Below are 18,313 nucleotides of genomic sequence, written 5' to 3' on the forward strand. Positions count from 1 at the left end.
AGGACCATCCATACAGACGGTCCACTTATTTCCTAGTTTGCTCTTAAGGCTTGGCATTCCTGATAGGCTAGTATTTTCACCTATCAAACAATAAAGTGATTTTCATTTATAAAGCCCCTAGCATTCTCACCAACCATGCCTCTCTGGAAGTTTTTTATAAATTACTCTTCTTTATATAGTCAATATTCTTTCTCTAATGTACTATTTTACCCGATTTTTGTCAAATATGTCTTATAATCTTAAATTTTTCTAAAGTGAAAATATCAAAATCATCCACATTTGCCAAATCTTTTGCATCTTCACACATCTGGTAGTCTGTCTCGTAGTCTTCCCTAAAAACCATAACAGGATTGTTAGCATAAGAAAGAAGAAGGCCAGAATAGACACCAAAATCTTCGATATTTTCGATTTGTTCCACCTTATTTATTTCTAAAACTTGGATATAAACATCATCTAAATCTGAAAGTTTTAGGGCAAAGGCATTGTCAAAAACTCCGAGATTTACCACTTCGTGGATAATATCTAAGGCAATATTGGCCCTTGTAGGATAAATTGAACCTGATCTTTCGTGTCTGTCGCCCTTACTTATTTGGATCAAAACACCGTTGTGGTTATTTTTGAACTCTTCGTCATACTTATCAAGGTATTTTCCAGTCTCTAGGTAGTGCCTCAAGGATTCATAGGCTAAGTCCACAAACTTATCCCTAAGCATTTAAAAGCTCCTTTATGTCTTTTGCAATATTTGCAGGTTTTTTCATAGAATCATATCTCTTAACTGGTACTCCGTTTTTATCAATCAAGAATTTTGTAAAATTCCACCTGATTTTTTTGGAAATTTTACCAGAAATTTGATCTTTTAGATAAGTATATAATGGTGATTCATTTTCACCATTTACATCAATTTTATCAAAACGATCAAAACTTGTACCGAAATTTAAGGCGCAGAAATTGTTGATCTCTTCGATTGTACCTGGGGCCTGGCCTGCAAATTGGTTGCAAGGAAAATCTAGGATTTCAAAACCTTGGTCCTTATATTTTTTATAAAGTTCTTCCAGGCCATCATATTGTTTGGTAAAACCACACTTGGTCGCAGTATTTACTATCAAAAGGACTTTGCCCGCATATTTGTCTAGGCTTACGTCCTCTCCCTTATCATTTTTTACTGTAAAATCATAAATTGTTGTCATAATTTCTCCTCAGTCTTTCTTCTATTATTGTACGGTTTTTCCTCTTAAATTCAGCTAAATATAGAAATTCATCACAGAAAAAGACCTCTGCCAGTGCAAAAGTCTTTTAGAGTTATGAATCAATTGATAACAAAACGGAGGGTTAATTATCCCAAGCTGGTAACCAAGCACCCTTTGTTATTCTTTCAAAGTCTGCTTTTGTTTCGTCTGTTTGATAATATTTTACGAATTCTTTGTAGGCTGGGTTGTTTTCGTCTTCTTTTCTTGCTGCTATTAGGTTGATGTATTGTTTTACTGATTCGCTTTTTGGATCTTCTACATAGATTCCATTTTTCTTATCTAGGCCAGCATCTAGAGCGAAGGTGTCATTTACTACTGCACAATCTACGTCATCAAGACTTCTTGCAGTTTGTGATGCATCCATTTCTACAATTTCAAGTTTTTTAGGATTTTCTGTGATTTTATCTGTACCAATTATATCTCCAGCTTCGCCGTCAACTTTGATTAGACCAGCGTCTTGAAGAAGGAATAGGGCTCTTGATCCGTTTGATGGGTCATTTGGAATAGCTATTTTTGCTCCTTCGCCAATTTCATCAAGATTTTTAACCTTGTGAGAATATAGGGTTATTGGTGCAAGCATTGTATCTCCTATAGATACAAGGTCGCTTCCCTTATCGTCGTTAAATTCTTGTAGAAATTTATAGTGTTGGTAAGCATTTAGATCAATATCGCCTGCTAATAGAGCTTCGTTTGGTTGGTTATAGTCTGCAAATTTTACAAGTTCTACAGTATTGCCTGTACCCTTTTCATATCTTTTGATTACTTCTTCTAATACTTCGTTGTATTCACCAACTACACCTATTTTGATGTGAACTGGATCAGTTGATTTTGCTGCATCACCTGTATTTTTTGTTTCTGTTTTTGCTTCTTCCTTTGGAGCTTCTTCCTTTTTGTCCGCTCCGCTTCCACATGCTGTTAGAGTCACTATTAATCCTAGTGCTAGGGCTATTTTGCTAGTTAATTTCATTTTTTTCTCCTTTTTTTATTAAGCAACATTCCAACAAATTTATTTGAAATCTCTTTTGAGATGATTTCCTTAATGACTTGTCTTTCTAATTAGGTAGTTAGCTATACCTTGAATTAGGTAGACAATAATTAAAATTAGTATAACTGATACTATTACTACATCGTCTTTATATCTTTGGTAGCCCATGGCTATGGCTAAATCGCCTATACCACCAGCACCAACAGTGCCCGCCATAGCGGTAAGTCCCAAGAGGGAAATTAGGGTAATAGATGAGGCCCTGATCAAACTTGGAAGTCCTTCTCTTAGGTAGACCCTGATAATAATTTCGATAGGGCTTAGTCCCATAGCTTCTGCCGCTTCAACCTTTCCCCCATCCACATCTGCAAGAGCTTGTTCAACCTGTCTTGCAAAAAATGGAACTGTCGATAATGTTAGTGGCACTATTGCTGCAGTCGCTCCAATCCTTGTTCCTACTATAACTTTAGTAAAGGGAGCTATGAGGGCTAATAAGATTACAAAAGGTATGGCCCTAAAAAGGTTGGTTAACTTATCTAAAATGCTGTAAACCAACTTGTTTTCTAAAATCCTATCCTTGTCTGTGACTACCATTATTACACCCAAGATTAGGCCAAGTATGCCTGCAAAAATTGCAGATACTATTAGCATATAAAGTGTTATTTTAAAATCGCTTATAATCCTATCTTTTATGGATAGGGAATAATCAAAAAATCCCATCCTTACCTCCTAATATTTCTAAGTTAGTACCCTTATCTTTTAGATAATTACTTACTTCAACTAAATTATCGTCATCGCCTTTAAAGCTTACGATTAAGTTGCCGACTGGTGTTCCATTGATAAACTCTATATTTCCTGCTAGAATATTTGTCCTAACTCCAAACTTTTCGTATAATTCATTGATAATTGGTTCTGTTGTTGATTGACCCAGATATGATAATTTTGCTAGGACCTCATCATCCTTTAGGATTCCAACGTTGGACTTAACTTCCTCAATTGTTTCAGCAATATTTGTAGATGTCTCAACAAATTCCCTGGTTAGTTTATTTTTTGGATTTGAAAATATATCCAAGGTCGACCCAGATTCTATAACCTTGCCATCTTGCATGACTGCACATTTATTGCAAAGGTCTTTGACCACGTCCATTTGGTGGGTGATTATTACTACGGTTAGCTTTAATTTATCATTTAAGTCCTTAAGCAACTTCAAGATTTGCTTGGTTGTCTTTGGGTCTAGGGCACTTGTGGCCTCATCACAAAGTAAGATCTCTGGTTCTGAAGCTAGGGCCCTTGCTATGGCGCACCTTTGTTGCTGGCCACCAGATAATTCGCTCGGATAAGAATCAGCCTTATCCTTGATTCCTACTGTATCTAAAAGGTCTAGGGCTTTTTGCCTTTTTTCTTCCTTGGTCAAGGACTTATCTTTTTTTATGGGAAATATTACATTGTCAATAACTGTAAGGTTATTTAAGAGGTTAAAATGTTGGAAAATCATGCCAATCTTTTTTCTCCTATTCCTTAGGTCCTTATTTGATAAGTCTAGGAGGTTTTCTCCGTCAATTAGAACCTCGCCACTTGTTGGTCTTTGGAGGAGGTTTATGGTCCTAACAAGTGTTGACTTGCCAGCTCCCGAAAAACCTACAATTCCAAAGGTGTCTTGTTCTTTAATTGTTAAACTAACATCATCTACAGCTTTGAATCCATCAAAGTCTACTGTTATATTTTTTAATTCTATCATTTATCGCTCTCTTTCAAAAAATCTATAGCAAACTTAATTGCAAGGCCTAGGCCGTAATCAATTCCCCTCTCATCTAGGTCAAACTTTGCTGTGTGAAGGTCAGAAGCCTTCCCTTCCGCCTCATTTCTAGTTCCGAAATTTATAAAAATACTTGGGCAAAGTTTGGAATATCCATAAAAGGATTCTGAAATCCAAAGTTTTGGGCTTGCTATCAAAGCATCTTCATATAGGCTTTTTAGACTTTTCTTAACTTCTTTAGCTAGGTTTTCATCATTTATAACCGGCTCTGCCACAATTTTACTATAATCATTAAAGGCTACTGAACATCCATGGGCTTTGGCGGTAAGGTCCGCAACGTTTTTCACAAGTTCAAGGGCTTTTTTGCCTTCATCTAGGTCGAAAAACCTCAAGGTTCCCTTCACATTTGCCCTATCACAAATGACATTTGCAGCTGAACCGCCGTTTATTACCCCAATACCAAGGCTAACCGGCTTTTCCAAATCTAATTGGTTGTTCCAAGCAGAATTTAGGGCTGTTATGATATGGGCTGTGGCTATCAGAGGATTGACTGCCTTATCAGGCCTTGAACCGTGGCCGCCTTTCCCTATTATATCAAAGTCAAGGCCAGCGCAACCCGCATAGGCAGGGCCTTCTGTTATGGAAAATTTCCCAACATCTAGGCTTGGGCTTTGGTGGTTGCCGTAAACTGCATCAAGACCCTTATCTTTCAAATGATCTAGCATCGGCCCAATGCCTGCACCGGTTTCTTCGGCTTCTTCAAAGATAAAGTAGATTTTACCCTTGATTTCATCTGCCAAGTCCTTTAGGATTTTGGCACTTATAATCGCTATAGTCATGTGGCTATCGTGGCCACATGCATGGGATACTCCTGGATTTTTGGATACAACCTGCTTTTTTCCTTTGAGATTGTAAGGATCTTCCTCGATTGCAAGACCGTCAAGGTCAGTCCTTATACCAAGAGTCTTTCCAGGCCTGCCTGTGTCAAGTAGGGCAGTAAAACCAGTTGAACCAGGCACTTCTTCAACGATGAGGCCTATTTCTTCGCATCTTTTCTTAAGATACTTGCTTGTTTCAAACTCCTTGCTTGACACTTCTGGATTTTCATGCAAGTACCTACGGGTCTTTATTATGTCTTCTTTATTCAATTCTATTTCAGTTTTTATCCTATCTACTAAAGTCATTTTAACCTCGATTTTCCAAAAAAATAACGTCCCATATTCCATATAGGAATATAAGGACGTTTAAATCGCGTTACCACCTTATTTTATGCCTGGTCACCCAAACATACACTCATCAAGTACAAACATACTCTAATTCTATAACGGGAATTCCCGTATGGATCTCATATCGACCCATCCCATCCAAGGCCATCTTCATCTAGCCACCTCTTTGCTCCTTTTCACCAACTGGAGCTCTCTAAAAAAGATTCTTCTAAACTACTCTTCTTGTCAAATGGTTTTGTAAAACTTTTATCTCGTTGATAATGGTATAGTACCACTTAAAAATTTTTCTGTCAAATATATTGCCAAAATAATTTAAAATTATTCGGGAAGGCTGATTTTTTCAAGGATTTTATTCATCTTAGCAATAGCAATCCCATAATTTGTCATAGGGGTCCCGGCTTCTTTAGCTTTGGCCACCCTGTTTAAAACATGGGTCCTATTAAACATACATGACCCACAGGCTATGATTAGGTCATATTTTTCGTAGGCTATAGGGTCATTGCCCCTGGCAAAATCTATGTTTATATCTGGGTGGGTTTTCTTTATAAGCCTTGGAATCTTAACACTTCCTATATCTTCATCGATTGGTGGATGGCTGCAAGCTTCCGCAATCAAAATATTTTTTATATCCCCATCCAAAACATTGGCTGACTCTACAAAATATTCTAAATCGCCCTTAAAGGCAGAAAACAAAACCGAAAAGCTAGTAAGTTTCACTTCATTTGGCTTTTTTTCGTAAACTTCTTTAAAAGCCTGGCTATCGGTAATGATTAGGTCGATTTTATTTAGGCTTTTAATTGTATTTTCAAAATTTCTGAGGTCAGTGCAAATGGCACTGGCACCCTTATCGATAATTTCCCTTATGGTCATAACCTGAGGTTTTATAATCCTATCCTTGGGAGCTGCTGCATCTTGTGGCATAACAAGGACAACCATGTCGCCTTTTTTAACCAAATTTTTTGTAATGCTTAGGTCTTCTTTTTTGTAAAGAGCTTTTATTTTAGAAAAAATTTTATCTCTTGATTTTGTAGATGAAAGGTCAACTCCTATTGGGTTCTTATTGGCAAAATCATCTAAAATTTGATTTCCCTCACAAGTATCCATCTTCATTGCAAGAAAAATTACCGGTTTGTTTTTAAACTCAGTAATGATTTCCAAATCATCTTCTGGACTTAGGACATAGAGAAAAATATCAACCTTATCAATTTCCGCCAATGTCTTTTGGTACCTTTCCTTGCCAAGCTGAGTTTCATCTGCCGTACCTGCTGTGTCGATAAAAACAACTGGCCCGAAATTTGTAATTTCCATAGGCTTTCTGATTGGGTCAGTGGTTGTTCCTTCTATCGGTGAAACAATTGCAACATCTTGGCCCGTTAGGTAGTTTAGAAGTGTGGACTTGCCGGAGTTAGTCTTGCCGAAAATCCCTATGTGGACCCTTTCGCTATGGCCAGTCTTAGATATAGATGTCACGTTGACCCTCTTCTACACGCTTAATATTTTCCCTAGTTTCCTCTCTTACATCTGGGTTTGGGATGTTTTCTAATTCTCTTTTTATTAACTCATCTGCATGGGCTGCGGTTTTTTCACTAGCATAGTCAACTGCGTATTCTTTGAGGGTTACAAGGGCGTTTGGATGACAAATATTGCCTATTCCGTGTTTTTTAACCATGCCCATAAAGACTTCCCCAGTCCTACCCTTTCTGTAGCAGGCGGTGCAGAATGATGGAACGTGGTCCTTTTCAATTAGCCAATTTACAACCTCATCAAGGGTCCTATTATCAGCAAGCTCAAATTGGTCGCTCCCCTTTGTTTCGTGGTCTGTATAGCCACCAACAGATGTCTTTGAACCACCAGAAAGTTGGCTAATTCCAAGCTCTAGGAGTCTATTTCTCATAGCTTCTGACTCACGAGTTGAAACAATCATACCTGTATATGGTGCGGATATCCTAATGCATGCAACAAGTTTTGCAAACATATCGTCTGATAAGGAGTTGTCAAAATCATCTGGATCTATATCGTCAGCTGGCTGGATTCTTGGTACAGAAATTGTGTGAGGACCAACATTAAAACGAGCTTCCATGTGCTCAGCGTGCATTAATTGGCCGATAAATTCGTATTCATAAGAATCAAGTCCATAAAGAACGCCCATGCCGACATCATCAATTCCACCTTCCATAGCCCTGTCCATAGCCTCTGTGTGGTAGGCATAGTTTGATTTTGGACCGAACTTGTGAAGGGCTTCGTAGTTTTCCTTGTTGTAGGTTTCTTGGAAGAGTATGTAAGTACCGATTTCAGCTTCCTTTAATTTCCTATAATTTTCTACAGTTGTTGCTGCGATGTTGACATTTACACGTCTAATTGCCCCATTTTTGTGTTTGATATTATAAATTGTGTGGATAGACTCTAGTATGTATTCGATTGGGTTATTTATTGGGTCTTCACCAGCTTCGAGGGCAAGTCTCTTGTGGCCCAAGTCTTGGAGGGCGATTACCTGTTCTTTGATTTCTTCCTGGCTTAGTTTTTTCCTTGGAATAGTCCTATTTTGGCCATGGTAAGGGCAATATACGCAACCATTTACACAGTAATTTGACAAATAAAGTGGGGCAAAAAGCACAATCCTATTTGCATAAAATTTGTGTTTAAGATCTTTGGCAAGCTTGTAGATTTCCTCATTTAGGTCATCTTCCTTGCAAGACAAAAGGATGAAAGCATCCCTGTGACTAAGACCTTGGGCCTTTTTCGCCTTTTCCAAAACCTCTATTATCAATTTTCTATTGTGGGCATTTTCCCTGCCATAAGCTAGTGTTTCTAGTATTTCTTCATGATTTATAAATTCTTCTGCATGTGTACTAGCAGGATCGTATTTAGTCATTCTTTCCTTCTTTCATATTCTTTTCTAGTCTATTTATAATTATAATACTTTTTGGGGCAAATTTAAAATAAAATTGGGATAATATTAGAGTCATTCTATAAAAGTCAATAAAAATCCTTAGAAAAAAAAGTATAATAATAATGTTATCATCGGCCCTCAGGGTGAAGGGAGGTGGTTCTATGAATAACTTGTTCAACTTCATTCTCGCTGTCGCAGTACAAAGCAAGCCCCTCCGGCTCGGTGAGGAGTGGTGACTTCTTGTACAAATGGCTAGACGAGGCAAGCCCGTCTGGCTCGTGGAAGACCCTCCACGGAGTGGTCAAGCGAAGCTTGAAATAAAAGAGATGATAATTAGCCAATAAAAAAAGACGAGTCTGCAGCTCGTCTTTTTTTGGTTCCATGATATTGTTCAACTCCATGGTTAATATCATTATACCTAATAATCTTATATTTTCAATTCTTATTAATTTGAAAAGACGAGTTGGTGGCTCGTCTTTTACATTGTTTACCAATATTTATAGTTAACTTCATATAAATATTATACTTGTTTTTTTGTTAAAATCATAAGCCAATTATTCCCCGAAATCTGCCACATCTCCTCTTTCGTCCACAACCCTGTATCCGAAGGAGGCGATTTCTTTTTCGAGCTGTTTTTTTGCCTCTGCCGCCTCAAGGCCTGTGTTTAGCTTGTTATCATAAAGGTTATAGGCTTTTTTGGCTTTCTGGGGACTTAGGTTTGGCATAAGAACATTGGCCCCTGCCTTTAGTCCCAATTCCCTGCCCCTTGGATTAACTGTGCCAAGGGCTGTAGTTGCAGGTATTAGGGCATAAGGGAATACTATCCTCAATATCGAAACTAATCTTAAGGTCTTTGTAAAAGACCCATTTTTAAAATCCTTAAAAGGTGTATCGTGACTTACAAGATATGGCCCAATACCAACCATATCAGGCTCTAGCCTTTCAAGAAACCTAATATCTTCTATTAAGTCATCGGTCTTTTGGTAGGGGCTTTCAACCATAAATCCTCCTCCTACCTGGTAGCCGATTTTTTTAAGATTATAAAGACACTCTTGCCTACTAGCAAGTTTCATTGGCTCTGGATGAAGCATATCGTAATGGTCTGGATTTGAACTTTCTTCCCTTAATAGATACCTATCAGCACCAGCGTCAAAAAAAGCCTTGTAGTCTTCATAAGAACTCTCTCCAAGAGAAAGTGTTATGGCCACTTCAGGGTAAATCGCCTTAAGAGATTTTATCACATCAACCATAAATTCCTTGGTAAACTTTGGGTCTTCCCCGCCCTGCATAACAAAGGTCCTAAAGCCCAGCTCATAGCCAAAATTAGCCGCACATAGGATTTGGTCTTTGCCCAGCCTATAACGGTCCACATGGGTATTTGATTTTCTTATTCCACAATAGAAGCAATCATTTTTACAAATGTTAGAAACTTCAATTAGCCCCCTAAGATAGACCTTATCGCCGTAGATTTGCCTACGGATTTTATCTGCCTTCTCGGATAAAATTTCAGTCATGGACTCATCTTCTATCCATTTTTTAAGGGTCTTGTTGTCTATGTGGTTGATTTCTCTTTTAATCATAGGCCCTTCTTTATAAAAAAATTAGGAGGTCGACTGACCTCCTTCGGGTTTGGTAAAATAAATTCACTTATAATATACTCAAATCTTGGCTTTATGCAATATTATTTTTCATTTCTTAGAAGTTTATAGGGGAATTTATAGTAGCGTGGCCTTGGTAAATAGGCTTTTATAGGCTTTTCCAAGTTTTTTTCAAATTCATCCTTCCAGGCCTTTAAAATCTCAAGTCGGTCTTCTCTTTGAGGACTTTTTGGAATATTTCTCAAAGCTTCCCTCTCTTCAAGTCCAAGATACTTATCCTTGATTAAATTATCCAATAGAATAACTAATTTTTCATAAATATCAATATCACGTTTTTTTAGGTAGGCTCTTATAAATTCCTGGTCCCTCTCGCTCACATTTGCCCTTCCATGGTAAGACTTAAAATCATCAGTCACAAAACCATGGCCCAGGGCAATCCTTGCTGGGTAAAAATATGATTCAAACCTCAATATCCTGTAACCTTCCATCATGTGGGCCAAATCCTCATGGCCATAGGCCTTGCCAATATCGTGAAGACATCCGACTGCATAGGCAATTTCCGGATCAAGGCCAATTTCCTTTGCGATTTTTTCGCAAGTTTTCCCTATGACATGGCTGTGGATTATCCATCCGCCGGGATTTTCCCTAAAGGCCTCATCAAGCATGCACCTTACCTTGTCCTTGTTTGGTATATTTCCATATCCTTCCTTATACATATTCCACCATCCCATATGCGTGGTCAATCTCTGACCCTATTTTAAAATCAATCTTATCTTGGCCCTTCTTATAAAAAAGACCAACTTTTTCCTCGTTTTTTATCTGATTTTTGTAAATCATTTTTATATAGGAAATCTTTTCCTCATCAAGGCCTGGAATTTCCTTGATATAATCAAAATATATCCCGTTATTTACATGGTGATTTTTATCAAAATCTGCCCTTCTGATTGAGACTAGCTCTGATTTTTCAAAATTCCCTATCTTTTTATAATTCCTTCCAGTATAAAATTCAGGACTTTCCCCATAGGCTACCAAGACTTTCTTGTCAATTATTGCCGCCCTTTGTTTATCCTGGTCAAATAGGATAAACGTTCCCTTGGCCTTTGCCAAAATTTCTCCATTTCCTTCCACAATAAAATTCCTGTAAGCAAAAAATCTCTTCATGTGGGTAGGGATTGTTGTAATTTTAATTTCGCATCCTTCTTTTATAGGCTTTGAAATTTCAATATCCCAGGAATAAAGCAACCAAACCTTATGATCCATAACTTTTAGATTTTTTTCTACCCTTTCCGCCTGGATGGTTGATATATCAACCATTAAGCTAGTAAGACTTCTCATGGTAATATGGCCATTTTCCCCGCAAAACATAGGCCCAATCTCATAAATTCTTGAATCTTTCATAAGACTCCTCACATAAAAAGGGCAGGAGTCTGCCCTCATTTTTATTTAATCTCTTTTAACAACTCAGCCAAGGCCTTTAAAAATTGTGGATCCTTATTAAAGTCGTTTGCACTTAGGTCTAAATCCATATTTTTATTTTCTACTTCGACATCTGGCTTAACACCAATCTTGTTAATCTTGTTGCCACTTGGTGTCTTGTATTCACTAATGGTAATCTTAGCCCCAGCCCCATTTTCAAGTGGGAAGAGTTTTTGAACAATACCCTTACCAAAGGACTTGGTACCAACAATCTTAGCCCTGCCCCTGTCTTTTAAGGCTCCAGCTAAAATCTCTGATGCAGACGCAGAATTTTCATTAATTAGAACTGTCATTGGTATATCATCCATGTTAGCATCAGATTTTTCTGTAATTACATTGCCATTCTTATCTTCAGTAGTCACAATCACTCCCTCATCAAGGAAGGTATCGGCTATATCTAGGCAAACATCAAGGGCCCCACCTGGGTTATTTCTCAAATCGAGAATTAAGCCGTCAATATCAGCATTTTTAAGTTTTGAATATTGGGCCTTGAAATCATCCCAAGTAACATCGTCAAAGGCGGAAAGTCTTAGGTAGCCAATATTTTTGCCACCAAGGTTTAAAGTTTTTGTATAAACTGTATCAACAGTCACATCACGTCTTTCGACAAGCATTGGGATTTCCTCACCCTTTGGGTTTTTCTCGCTAACCCTCAAGACTTCAATCTTAACCTTAGTACCAGCTTCGCCCCTAATTAAAGAAACTGCCTTTTCAAGCTCGCTAGCGTCAAATTTAGTTCCCTCAACAGACTTAATAAAGTCCCCAGCCTTCATACCAGCTTCCTTAGCTGGAGAATTTTCAAACACTTGGACAACCTTAATCAAACCTTCCTTAGAAGCAGAAACTGTAACCCCAATTCCCTTATATCTTCCATCGAGGTTTTCCATAAGTTTTGTGTACTCGTCCTTTGGATAATATGAAGTATAAGGATCGCCAAGGTTGGCAAACATACCCTTAAGAGCTCCATTATAAAGGTCTTCGTCCTTATATTCAAAGAGGAAGTTTTTATCAATAAGACCCTTTAAGGAATCCATCTCACTAATCAATTCTTTATCTTTTGCCCCCATGTCGTGTCCCAAATCAACATTAGAACCAAGCATGAAGCCTGCAAAGCCAATCGCCCCAACAAGAACGACGGCCAAAATTAATTTTCCAAATCTTTTCATTAAGCATTAATCCTTTCCAAATGGACCTAAGCCCACTTATACTAATTATATATATTATATCACAATAAATTCCAAATTGTAATAAAAAATAAGGCCTTAAAGTAGTAATAAATATTTAAGGCTCTTTTTGGGTAAAAATCAAGAAAGGACAAAGGAAGGATAATATGCAAATAAAAGAAGTTTATAAAAATATTTACCAAGCGATTTTTCCCCTTACAGGAAATCCCCTCAAATCAATTAATATATACGTCATAAAGTCAAAGGAATTTGCCATGATAATCGATACAGGCTTTAACAATCCAGAAAACAGGGCCAATATGGAAGAATTAATCCAAAGCCTAGACCTAAATCTACTCAAAACCAAGCTCTTCCTAACCCACCTCCACTCTGACCACGTGGGCCTTGCCAAATGGCTAGATGATAAGGGAATTGGCGATATTTATATATCAGAAAAAGACGGAAAAATGGTCGAAAACGGGATAAACAAAGAAGATTTTCAATGGCAAAATATAATAAAAAACGCCCACTTCCAAGGATTGGGACCTGAAAAACTTAAAATCGAAGACCACCCAGGCTACAAAAATAGGCCAAAAGAAGCCTTTCATCATACAAAAATAAGGCCAGGACGGGAAATTTCCATAGGCGATTATAACTTCATCGCAATCGACGAAGAAGGTCACACTCCGGGTATGCTAGGCCTTTACGAGAAAGACCACAAAATCCTATTCTGTGGCGATCATGTTTTAGGAAAGATAACCCCAAACATCACCTATTGGGGCGATAAATTTGGCGATAGCCTTGGGATTTATTTAGAAAACATCAAGAAAATCAAAGACCTAGATATCAAACACCTCTACTCTGCCCACAGATTTTTAGTAGAAGATACAAATGCTAGAATTGACGAACTTATCGCCCACCACCAAGAAAGGCTTGCCGATTGCCTAAAAATTATAGAAAAATTAGGTAAAGCAAACACCACCCAAATCACCCAACAAATGCAATGGGACATCAAGGCCAAGGACTGGAATGATTTCCCAGCCAGCCAAAAATGGTTCGCAGTAGGAGAAGCCGCCGCCCACCTAAAACACCTAGTAAAAATAGGCAAAATCAAAGAAGAAGTAATAGACGGGGTTGGGTATTATTCCATAAAATAAGATCACCAAAAAACTCGCCACACTTTCATGCTGGCGAGTTTTTTATCTTTATTTCCAAAAATCTAGTTTTTCTCCATCAAGGCCTATGTTTGCTGCTACAAATACTGGGTCTTTGTTTTCTTTTCTTTGTTTTCTGTAGTCTTCTAGGGCTCCTAGGGCGTATTTTCCTAGGGCAAAGATTGAGAAGATATTAATTATTGCCATGATTCCCATGAGTAGGTCTGCCAAGTTCCAGGCGAATTTCATTTCCATTCCTGCTCCTAAAAATATCATGACTGTGGCTATTATCCTAAAAGCTAGCATGAAGTTTTTAGATGGGACTTCCTTTTTTAGGTAGGCTAGGCAAGAATCACAATAATAGAGATTGCCTAAAAGGGTTGTGAAGGCGAAAAGTCCCAGGCAAAAAGTGATGAATATATATCCAAAAGGTCCGATGACTGTTGCGAGCGCCTCTTGGACATAGCCAGCTCCTGCAAGTTCTTCAACTGGGGCGATGCCTGATACTAGGGCCATGAAGGCTGTGGCTGTACAAATTACTAAAGTGTCTATAAATACCGAAATCATTTGAACAAGGCCTTGCTTGACTGGATGGCTTACAACAGCGCTTGCTGCCGCATTTGGTGCAGAACCCATACCTGCCTCGTTGGAATATAGACCTCTCTTGATTCCTTCAACCATGGCAGATCCTGCCACACCGCCAAAAATCGCCCTGAAATTAAAGGCGTCATCTATGATTAATTTAAACATTGGCCCAAGGTTTTTGATATTAAAGACAATCATAAAAATAGACATAAATACGTAAATCAAGCCCATTATTGGAACTATTATCGATGTGTATTTTATAATCCTCTTGCCCCCGCCTAGGATACAATAACCGGCTATGAGTGCTAGGATTCCCCCGATTATCCAAGGAGTTATCCCTTTTTGGTAAAATCCGTAGGCCTTAAAAGAATCTTGAAGGTTAAAAGACGCAAGCATGTTAAAACCAACTGCATAGGTCAAAATAAGGGCAATAGCAAAAACCACGCCAAGCTTTCTTGATCCCAAACCATTTTCGATGTAATAGGAAGGACCACCGTAAGATGACCCATCCTTGGCTTTTTTCTTAAAAATCTGTGCCAAAGTCGATTCTATAAAGGCTGAGGCTCCGCCAATTACAGCGATAATCCACATCCAGAAAACCGCTCCTGGCCCACCTAGGCAAATGGCATTAGAAACTCCTACAATATTTCCAGTTCCTACCCTAGATGCGGTAGAGACCATGAGGGCCTGAAAGCTTGAAACATCATCCTTGCCCGCTGGTTTTTCCCCAATAACCTTAACAGCATCTGAAAATAAACTAAACTGGATAAAACCAGTACTAATTGTAAAATAAAATCCACAGGCTAATAGGATAATTATTAATATCGGATAATATAAATACCCATTCACCGTCGATATAATACTCTTAAAAATTTCCATAAAATCTCCTTTATTTTTGTAACTATCAAATCAAATCCATAACTTATCTGAATTTTCATTATTAAAGTACACATTGTATCAATACATCATCTTATCACACTAAAGTATAGCTTTCATTAATTTACTTTAAAAAATGTTTTTTGTCAATTAATTTTTATTTATAAATATTTATAATATTTCATTCTTGAATGGATACTGCGAACGTGACTTAACAACAAAGATAGGAAGCTTAACTTTAAGATCGCCTAGAACAAGATATGATAAATATTGTGCTAGTAAATTTTACACAATATTATGAAATTCACTTACTCCTATTTTTAAAAAAATAATAATTATAATTCTTTAATTTGGGTATATTCTTATTAAGAAAGGTTGGTATATATGAAAAAAATAATCAATGAAAAAGAAAAAATTATAAGTCAAATGCTAAGGGGTCTTCAAAAAGCAAATGAGGACAAGGTCGAAATAAACGAAGAGTTAAAAATCGTTTATAGGAAAAATCTTCCTATTAAGGGAAAAGTTGGTTTGATTTCTGGTGGTGGAAGTGGACATGAACCAGCTCACGCAGGCTATGTTGGTGATGGAATGCTTGATTGTGCAATTTGTGGAGAAATTTTCACATCTCCTACTCCTGACCAAGTTTTAGAAGCTATAAAACTTGCTGATTCTGGTGAAGGCGTATTTATGGTAATTAAAAATTATACTGGTGATGTCATGAACTTTGAAATGGCAAAGGATATGGCAGAAATGGAAGGAATAAAAGTAGATTATATAATTGTAAATGATGATGTTGCAGTTGAAGATTCTACTTATACAACAGGTAAAAGGGGAATTGCTGGAACTGTTTTTGTTCACAAAGTTTTAGGTGCTATGGCAAGAAGCGGAAAAAGCTTGGAAGAAATGAAAGCTATGGCAGAAAAAATTGTGAAAAATATAAAATCTATGGGTATGGCTGTTAAGCCTTGTATAAATCCAATTTCCGGTAAAGAAAGTTTTGAATTATCTGAAGAGGATATGGAAATCGGAATAGGAATTCATGGTGAACCAGGTATAAAACAAGAAAAAATAAAATCTGCTGATGAGATTTCAAAAGAACTTTTGGATTACATTCTAAAAGATTTTGAAAATCTTGATGGAGAATTTGTTTTAATGGTAAATGGAATGGGTCAAACAACTGAAATGGAATTATTTGTTGTAAATAATTTTGTTTATGATTATTTGAAAGAAAAAAATATAAGTATCAAAAAAACTTACCTAGGTAATTTTATGACAAGTATGGATATGGCAGGATTTTCTTTGACCTTATTTAAAGTTGATGAGGAAATATTAAAATTATTAGAAGAAGATGTAGATGTTGTCAGGGGATAATATGGATATAGATAAAATAAAAAATAAGATAATAAATTTATCAAACACCATAATAGAAAATGAAGAATATTTGACAGACCTTGATAGGGCAATTGGTGATGGTGACCATGGATTTAATATGGCAAAAGGTTTTAACAAAGTAAAAGATGCCATGAATGATGATTATAAAGATTTAAAAACTTTATTTAATAAAATCGCTATGACCTTAATTTCAAATGTTGGAGGGGCAAGTGGTCCCTTATATGGAACATTTTTTATGAAATTTGCCCAATCCTTGGATGGAGAAATTCACTTAAGTAAAACTTTATTTGCTAAGGCTTTTTCTGATGGAGTTGATGGGGTTATTATGAGAGGAAAAGCTCAAGTTGGGGATAAAACCATGGTCGATGTACTTTCTCCAGTTTCAGAAGCTTTGAAAAATGATTCTACTTTTGAAGAAATCGTAAAAATTGCAAAAGAAAATATGGAAAAAACTAAGGATATAAAAGCTCTCAAGGGTAGGGCTGCCTATCTTGGTGAAAGATCAATAGGACATATTGATCCTGGTGCATATTCTTCTTATTTGTGCATAAAAAGTGTACTCGGAGATTTAGATGATTAATATTTTATTAGCAAGTCACAGTAAAAAGTTAGCGGAAGGTTTAAAAGAAATTCTAGTCCAAATGGCACCAAATGTAAATATTTTAACAAGTGGTGGTGACAAAGATGGAGATATTGGATCAAATTTCGAAGAGATAAATGAAATAATTAATGAATATGCAAAAGATGATGGCTTAATTATATTTTTTGATTTAGGATCATCAATGCTTAATTGTCAAATGGCAATAGATATGCTAGATGAAGAAAAAAAATCCAAAGTTTACCTTGCAGGAACCCCACTTATTGAAACGAGTGTTCAAGTAGCAGTTAAAGCATCAACAGGGGAAACTTTGGATGAAATAATTTCTTATTTAGAAACTTATCCTGTAAATAAACTAAATAATTTCGACTAGGCTTAAATAATATATTTCATATTTATTAAAAGTGGTGGATTTTCTTAAAGATTTAACAATGTCTTTGGTTAGTTCACCATTTTTTTGATTTGTAATTTTTTTCTTTATACATAGAATATGTAAATTTTCTGATTTTATTATTTCTAAAATAAGGACAAATTCTCCTTTAAAAACCACTAATTTTTTCTACACTGTAAAGTATTGATTTGTAGCTATTTATAGAGTATGGGACGTAAAAGGGGCTGTTGCAAATTGTGAATAACTATCGTCCCATCAGCAGAGGGTTCTCTTAGAAAATTTTTTATATAGCCTGCCGGCTCATGGAGGCGTTTAGCCTGTCGGCATGTGAGACTTTTCTAAGAGGTTCCTCTGGTGATATTGGGACGATTTATTCATTCTGAAACATCCCCTTTTTATAGTTTATATAATTTTTATTCCTCACCCAAGTCCAAAATTCCCTCTGGGGCGGATTCTTTGCCGACGTATTCAATTCTTGTTCTTAGCTTTCCCTTGGCCCCGCTTTCCTTAAAAGACTGGTCGGTTTCTTTGATTAGGTAGGCACCTTCATCTAGATTTTTTATTTTTATTTTTTCCTTAATCTTTCCCTTATCTTTCTCATACATGGCGGAAGTCATCTGATCGTATGCCTTGTCGTCAAAATAAAGTTGGGATTTTTCTGAATATTTTGGCTCACTTCCAAGTTTTTTGCTAATTTCTCCAAGGCTCATCTCATCACAATCCTTGGCAAGCCTCATTATATCCCAAGGCCCCATCCCATCTTCCTTGACCTTCCAATAAGCGACCTGCCTATGGCTTGCCCTCGCCATTTCCTCATCACTTTTAATTTTTACTCCTAGGTCTATTTCATATCCGTCATTCTTATTGGCATAGGATTTTGCAAGAAAAATTCCTGCAAAAACTAAAACTAGGATGCCTAAAATAAGAATTTTTTTATTAAATATCTTCTTCATTCTTTCCTCCTTTTTCCTAGTTTAGC

General features: G+C 36.8%; 18 protein-coding genes and 1 other annotated feature. Of the genes, 4 read left to right on the forward strand and 14 right to left on the reverse strand.

Going from position 1 to position 18,313, the window contains the following annotated elements:
* Nucleotides 1-220: 220 nt before the first annotated feature.
* From K8P03_RS01830 to K8P03_RS01885, 12 genes are all read right to left on the reverse strand, one after another.
* Nucleotides 221-712 carry a hypothetical protein gene (locus tag K8P03_RS01830; RefSeq protein WP_223417890.1) on the reverse strand — a complete coding sequence of 164 codons (492 nt, stop codon included), beginning with the start codon at nt 710-712 and terminating at the stop codon, nt 221-223.
* The gene (locus tag K8P03_RS01835; RefSeq protein ID WP_223417892.1) at nt 705-1,187 is read right to left on the reverse strand and encodes a glutathione peroxidase; all 483 of its coding nucleotides are present in this window, start codon (nt 1,185-1,187) and stop codon (nt 705-707) included. Before K8P03_RS01835 ends, K8P03_RS01830 begins: the two co-directional genes overlap by 8 nt.
* Nucleotides 1,188-1,329: 142 nt before the next feature.
* Nucleotides 1,330-2,214 carry a MetQ/NlpA family ABC transporter substrate-binding protein gene (locus K8P03_RS01840; protein ID WP_223417894.1) on the reverse strand — a complete coding sequence of 295 codons (885 nt, stop codon included), beginning with the start codon at nt 2,212-2,214 and terminating at the stop codon, nt 1,330-1,332.
* 69 nt (nt 2,215-2,283) lie between these two features.
* Nucleotides 2,284-2,949, reverse strand: a complete 666-nt coding sequence (locus K8P03_RS01845) for a methionine ABC transporter permease (protein ID WP_223417896.1) — start codon at nt 2,947-2,949, stop codon at nt 2,284-2,286.
* Entirely contained in the window at nt 2,936-3,967 is a 1,032-nt protein-coding gene (locus K8P03_RS01850; RefSeq protein WP_223417897.1) for a methionine ABC transporter ATP-binding protein, read from the reverse strand. Before K8P03_RS01850 ends, K8P03_RS01845 begins: the two co-directional genes overlap by 14 nt.
* Nucleotides 3,964-5,169, reverse strand: coding sequence for a M20 metallopeptidase family protein (locus tag K8P03_RS01855; protein ID WP_223417898.1), 1,206 nt, complete (start codon nt 5,167-5,169; stop codon nt 3,964-3,966). Before K8P03_RS01855 ends, K8P03_RS01850 begins: the two co-directional genes overlap by 4 nt.
* A 49-nt stretch (nt 5,170-5,218) precedes the next feature.
* Nucleotides 5,219-5,449, reverse strand: a binding site (T-box leader).
* An 80-nt stretch (nt 5,450-5,529) separates the two neighbouring features.
* Entirely contained in the window at nt 5,530-6,681 is a 1,152-nt protein-coding gene (gene hydF / locus K8P03_RS01860) for a [FeFe] hydrogenase H-cluster maturation GTPase HydF (protein ID WP_223417899.1), read from the reverse strand.
* Nucleotides 6,665-8,083, reverse strand: a complete 1,419-nt coding sequence (hydG, locus tag K8P03_RS01865; protein WP_223417900.1) for a [FeFe] hydrogenase H-cluster radical SAM maturase HydG — start codon at nt 8,081-8,083, stop codon at nt 6,665-6,667. Before hydG ends, hydF begins: the two co-directional genes overlap by 17 nt.
* A gap of 572 nt (nt 8,084-8,655) precedes the next feature.
* A complete protein-coding gene (gene hydE / locus K8P03_RS01870; protein ID WP_223417902.1) occupies nt 8,656-9,681 on the reverse strand; it encodes a [FeFe] hydrogenase H-cluster radical SAM maturase HydE in 1,026 nt (341 codons plus the stop codon).
* 101 nt (nt 9,682-9,782) lie between these two features.
* Nucleotides 9,783-10,415, reverse strand: coding sequence for an HD domain-containing protein (locus tag K8P03_RS01875; protein WP_223417904.1), 633 nt, complete (start codon nt 10,413-10,415; stop codon nt 9,783-9,785).
* Complete coding sequence (locus K8P03_RS01880; protein WP_223417906.1) at nt 10,408-11,097, reverse strand: acyl-[acyl-carrier-protein] thioesterase; 690 nt, start codon at nt 11,095-11,097, stop codon at nt 10,408-10,410. Before K8P03_RS01880 ends, K8P03_RS01875 begins: the two co-directional genes overlap by 8 nt.
* 41 nt (nt 11,098-11,138) lie before the next feature.
* Nucleotides 11,139-12,341 carry a S41 family peptidase gene (locus K8P03_RS01885; RefSeq protein ID WP_223417908.1) on the reverse strand — a complete coding sequence of 401 codons (1,203 nt, stop codon included), beginning with the start codon at nt 12,339-12,341 and terminating at the stop codon, nt 11,139-11,141.
* Between the two features lie 164 nt (nt 12,342-12,505).
* On the opposite strand from K8P03_RS01885, the gene K8P03_RS01890 reads away from it, so the two are divergent.
* Nucleotides 12,506-13,495, forward strand: coding sequence for an MBL fold metallo-hydrolase (locus tag K8P03_RS01890; RefSeq protein WP_223417910.1), 990 nt, complete (start codon nt 12,506-12,508; stop codon nt 13,493-13,495).
* A 48-nt stretch (nt 13,496-13,543) separates the two neighbouring features.
* Here K8P03_RS01890 and K8P03_RS01895 read toward each other — a convergent pair whose 3' ends face one another.
* Nucleotides 13,544-14,956, reverse strand: a complete 1,413-nt coding sequence (locus K8P03_RS01895; RefSeq protein WP_223417912.1) for an alanine/glycine:cation symporter family protein — start codon at nt 14,954-14,956, stop codon at nt 13,544-13,546.
* Between the two features lie 381 nt (nt 14,957-15,337).
* On the opposite strand from K8P03_RS01895, the gene dhaK reads away from it, so the two are divergent.
* From dhaK to dhaM, 3 genes are read left to right on the forward strand one after another with little or no spacing between them, the layout of a single operon-like run.
* On the forward strand, nt 15,338-16,324 hold the full coding sequence (gene dhaK, locus K8P03_RS01900; protein ID WP_223417914.1) for a dihydroxyacetone kinase subunit DhaK: 987 nt from the start codon (nt 15,338-15,340) through the stop codon (nt 16,322-16,324).
* Nucleotide 16,325: 1 nt separating this feature from the next.
* Nucleotides 16,326-16,925, forward strand: a complete 600-nt coding sequence (dhaL, locus tag K8P03_RS01905; RefSeq protein ID WP_223417916.1) for a dihydroxyacetone kinase subunit DhaL — start codon at nt 16,326-16,328, stop codon at nt 16,923-16,925.
* Entirely contained in the window at nt 16,918-17,316 is a 399-nt protein-coding gene (gene dhaM, locus K8P03_RS01910; protein ID WP_223417918.1) for a dihydroxyacetone kinase phosphoryl donor subunit DhaM, read from the forward strand. Before dhaL ends, dhaM begins: the two co-directional genes overlap by 8 nt.
* Nucleotides 17,317-17,747: 431 nt before the next feature.
* Here the strand turns inward: dhaM and K8P03_RS01915 are convergent, their stop codons facing one another.
* Nucleotides 17,748-18,287: a hypothetical protein gene (locus K8P03_RS01915; protein WP_223417920.1), complete on the reverse strand. Its 540-nt coding sequence runs from the start codon at nt 18,285-18,287 to the stop codon at nt 17,748-17,750.
* Between the last annotated feature and the right edge of the window lie 26 nt (nt 18,288-18,313).

It is taken from the genome of Anaerococcus murdochii, from assembly GCF_019957155.1.
Lineage (GTDB): Bacteria > Bacillota > Clostridia > Tissierellales > Peptoniphilaceae > Anaerococcus > Anaerococcus murdochii.

Coding starts and splice junctions, on each gene's coding strand:
- K8P03_RS01830 (WP_223417890.1), bottom strand. CDS start 712: ATGCTTAGGGATAAGTTTGTGGACTTAGCCTATGAATCCTTGAGGCAC.
- K8P03_RS01835 (WP_223417892.1), bottom strand. CDS start 1,187: ATGACAACAATTTATGATTTTACAGTAAAAAATGATAAGGGAGAGGAC.
- K8P03_RS01840 (WP_223417894.1), bottom strand. CDS start 2,214: ATGAAATTAACTAGCAAAATAGCCCTAGCACTAGGATTAATAGTGACT.
- K8P03_RS01845 (WP_223417896.1), bottom strand. CDS start 2,949: ATGGGATTTTTTGATTATTCCCTATCCATAAAAGATAGGATTATAAGC.
- K8P03_RS01850 (WP_223417897.1), bottom strand. CDS start 3,967: ATGATAGAATTAAAAAATATAACAGTAGACTTTGATGGATTCAAAGCT.
- K8P03_RS01855 (WP_223417898.1), bottom strand. CDS start 5,169: ATGACTTTAGTAGATAGGATAAAAACTGAAATAGAATTGAATAAAGAA.
- hydG (WP_223417900.1), bottom strand. CDS start 8,083: ATGACTAAATACGATCCTGCTAGTACACATGCAGAAGAATTTATAAAT.
- hydE (WP_223417902.1), bottom strand. CDS start 9,681: ATGATTAAAAGAGAAATCAACCACATAGACAACAAGACCCTTAAAAAA.
- K8P03_RS01875 (WP_223417904.1), bottom strand. CDS start 10,415: ATGTATAAGGAAGGATATGGAAATATACCAAACAAGGACAAGGTAAGG.
- K8P03_RS01880 (WP_223417906.1), bottom strand. CDS start 11,097: ATGAAAGATTCAAGAATTTATGAGATTGGGCCTATGTTTTGCGGGGAA.
- K8P03_RS01885 (WP_223417908.1), bottom strand. CDS start 12,341: ATGAAAAGATTTGGAAAATTAATTTTGGCCGTCGTTCTTGTTGGGGCG.
- K8P03_RS01890 (WP_223417910.1), top strand. CDS start 12,506: ATGCAAATAAAAGAAGTTTATAAAAATATTTACCAAGCGATTTTTCCC.
- K8P03_RS01895 (WP_223417912.1), bottom strand. CDS start 14,956: ATGGAAATTTTTAAGAGTATTATATCGACGGTGAATGGGTATTTATAT.
- dhaK (WP_223417914.1), top strand. CDS start 15,338: ATGAAAAAAATAATCAATGAAAAAGAAAAAATTATAAGTCAAATGCTA.
- dhaL (WP_223417916.1), top strand. CDS start 16,326: ATGGATATAGATAAAATAAAAAATAAGATAATAAATTTATCAAACACC.
- dhaM (WP_223417918.1), top strand. CDS start 16,918: ATGATTAATATTTTATTAGCAAGTCACAGTAAAAAGTTAGCGGAAGGT.
- K8P03_RS01915 (WP_223417920.1), bottom strand. CDS start 18,287: ATGAAGAAGATATTTAATAAAAAAATTCTTATTTTAGGCATCCTAGTT.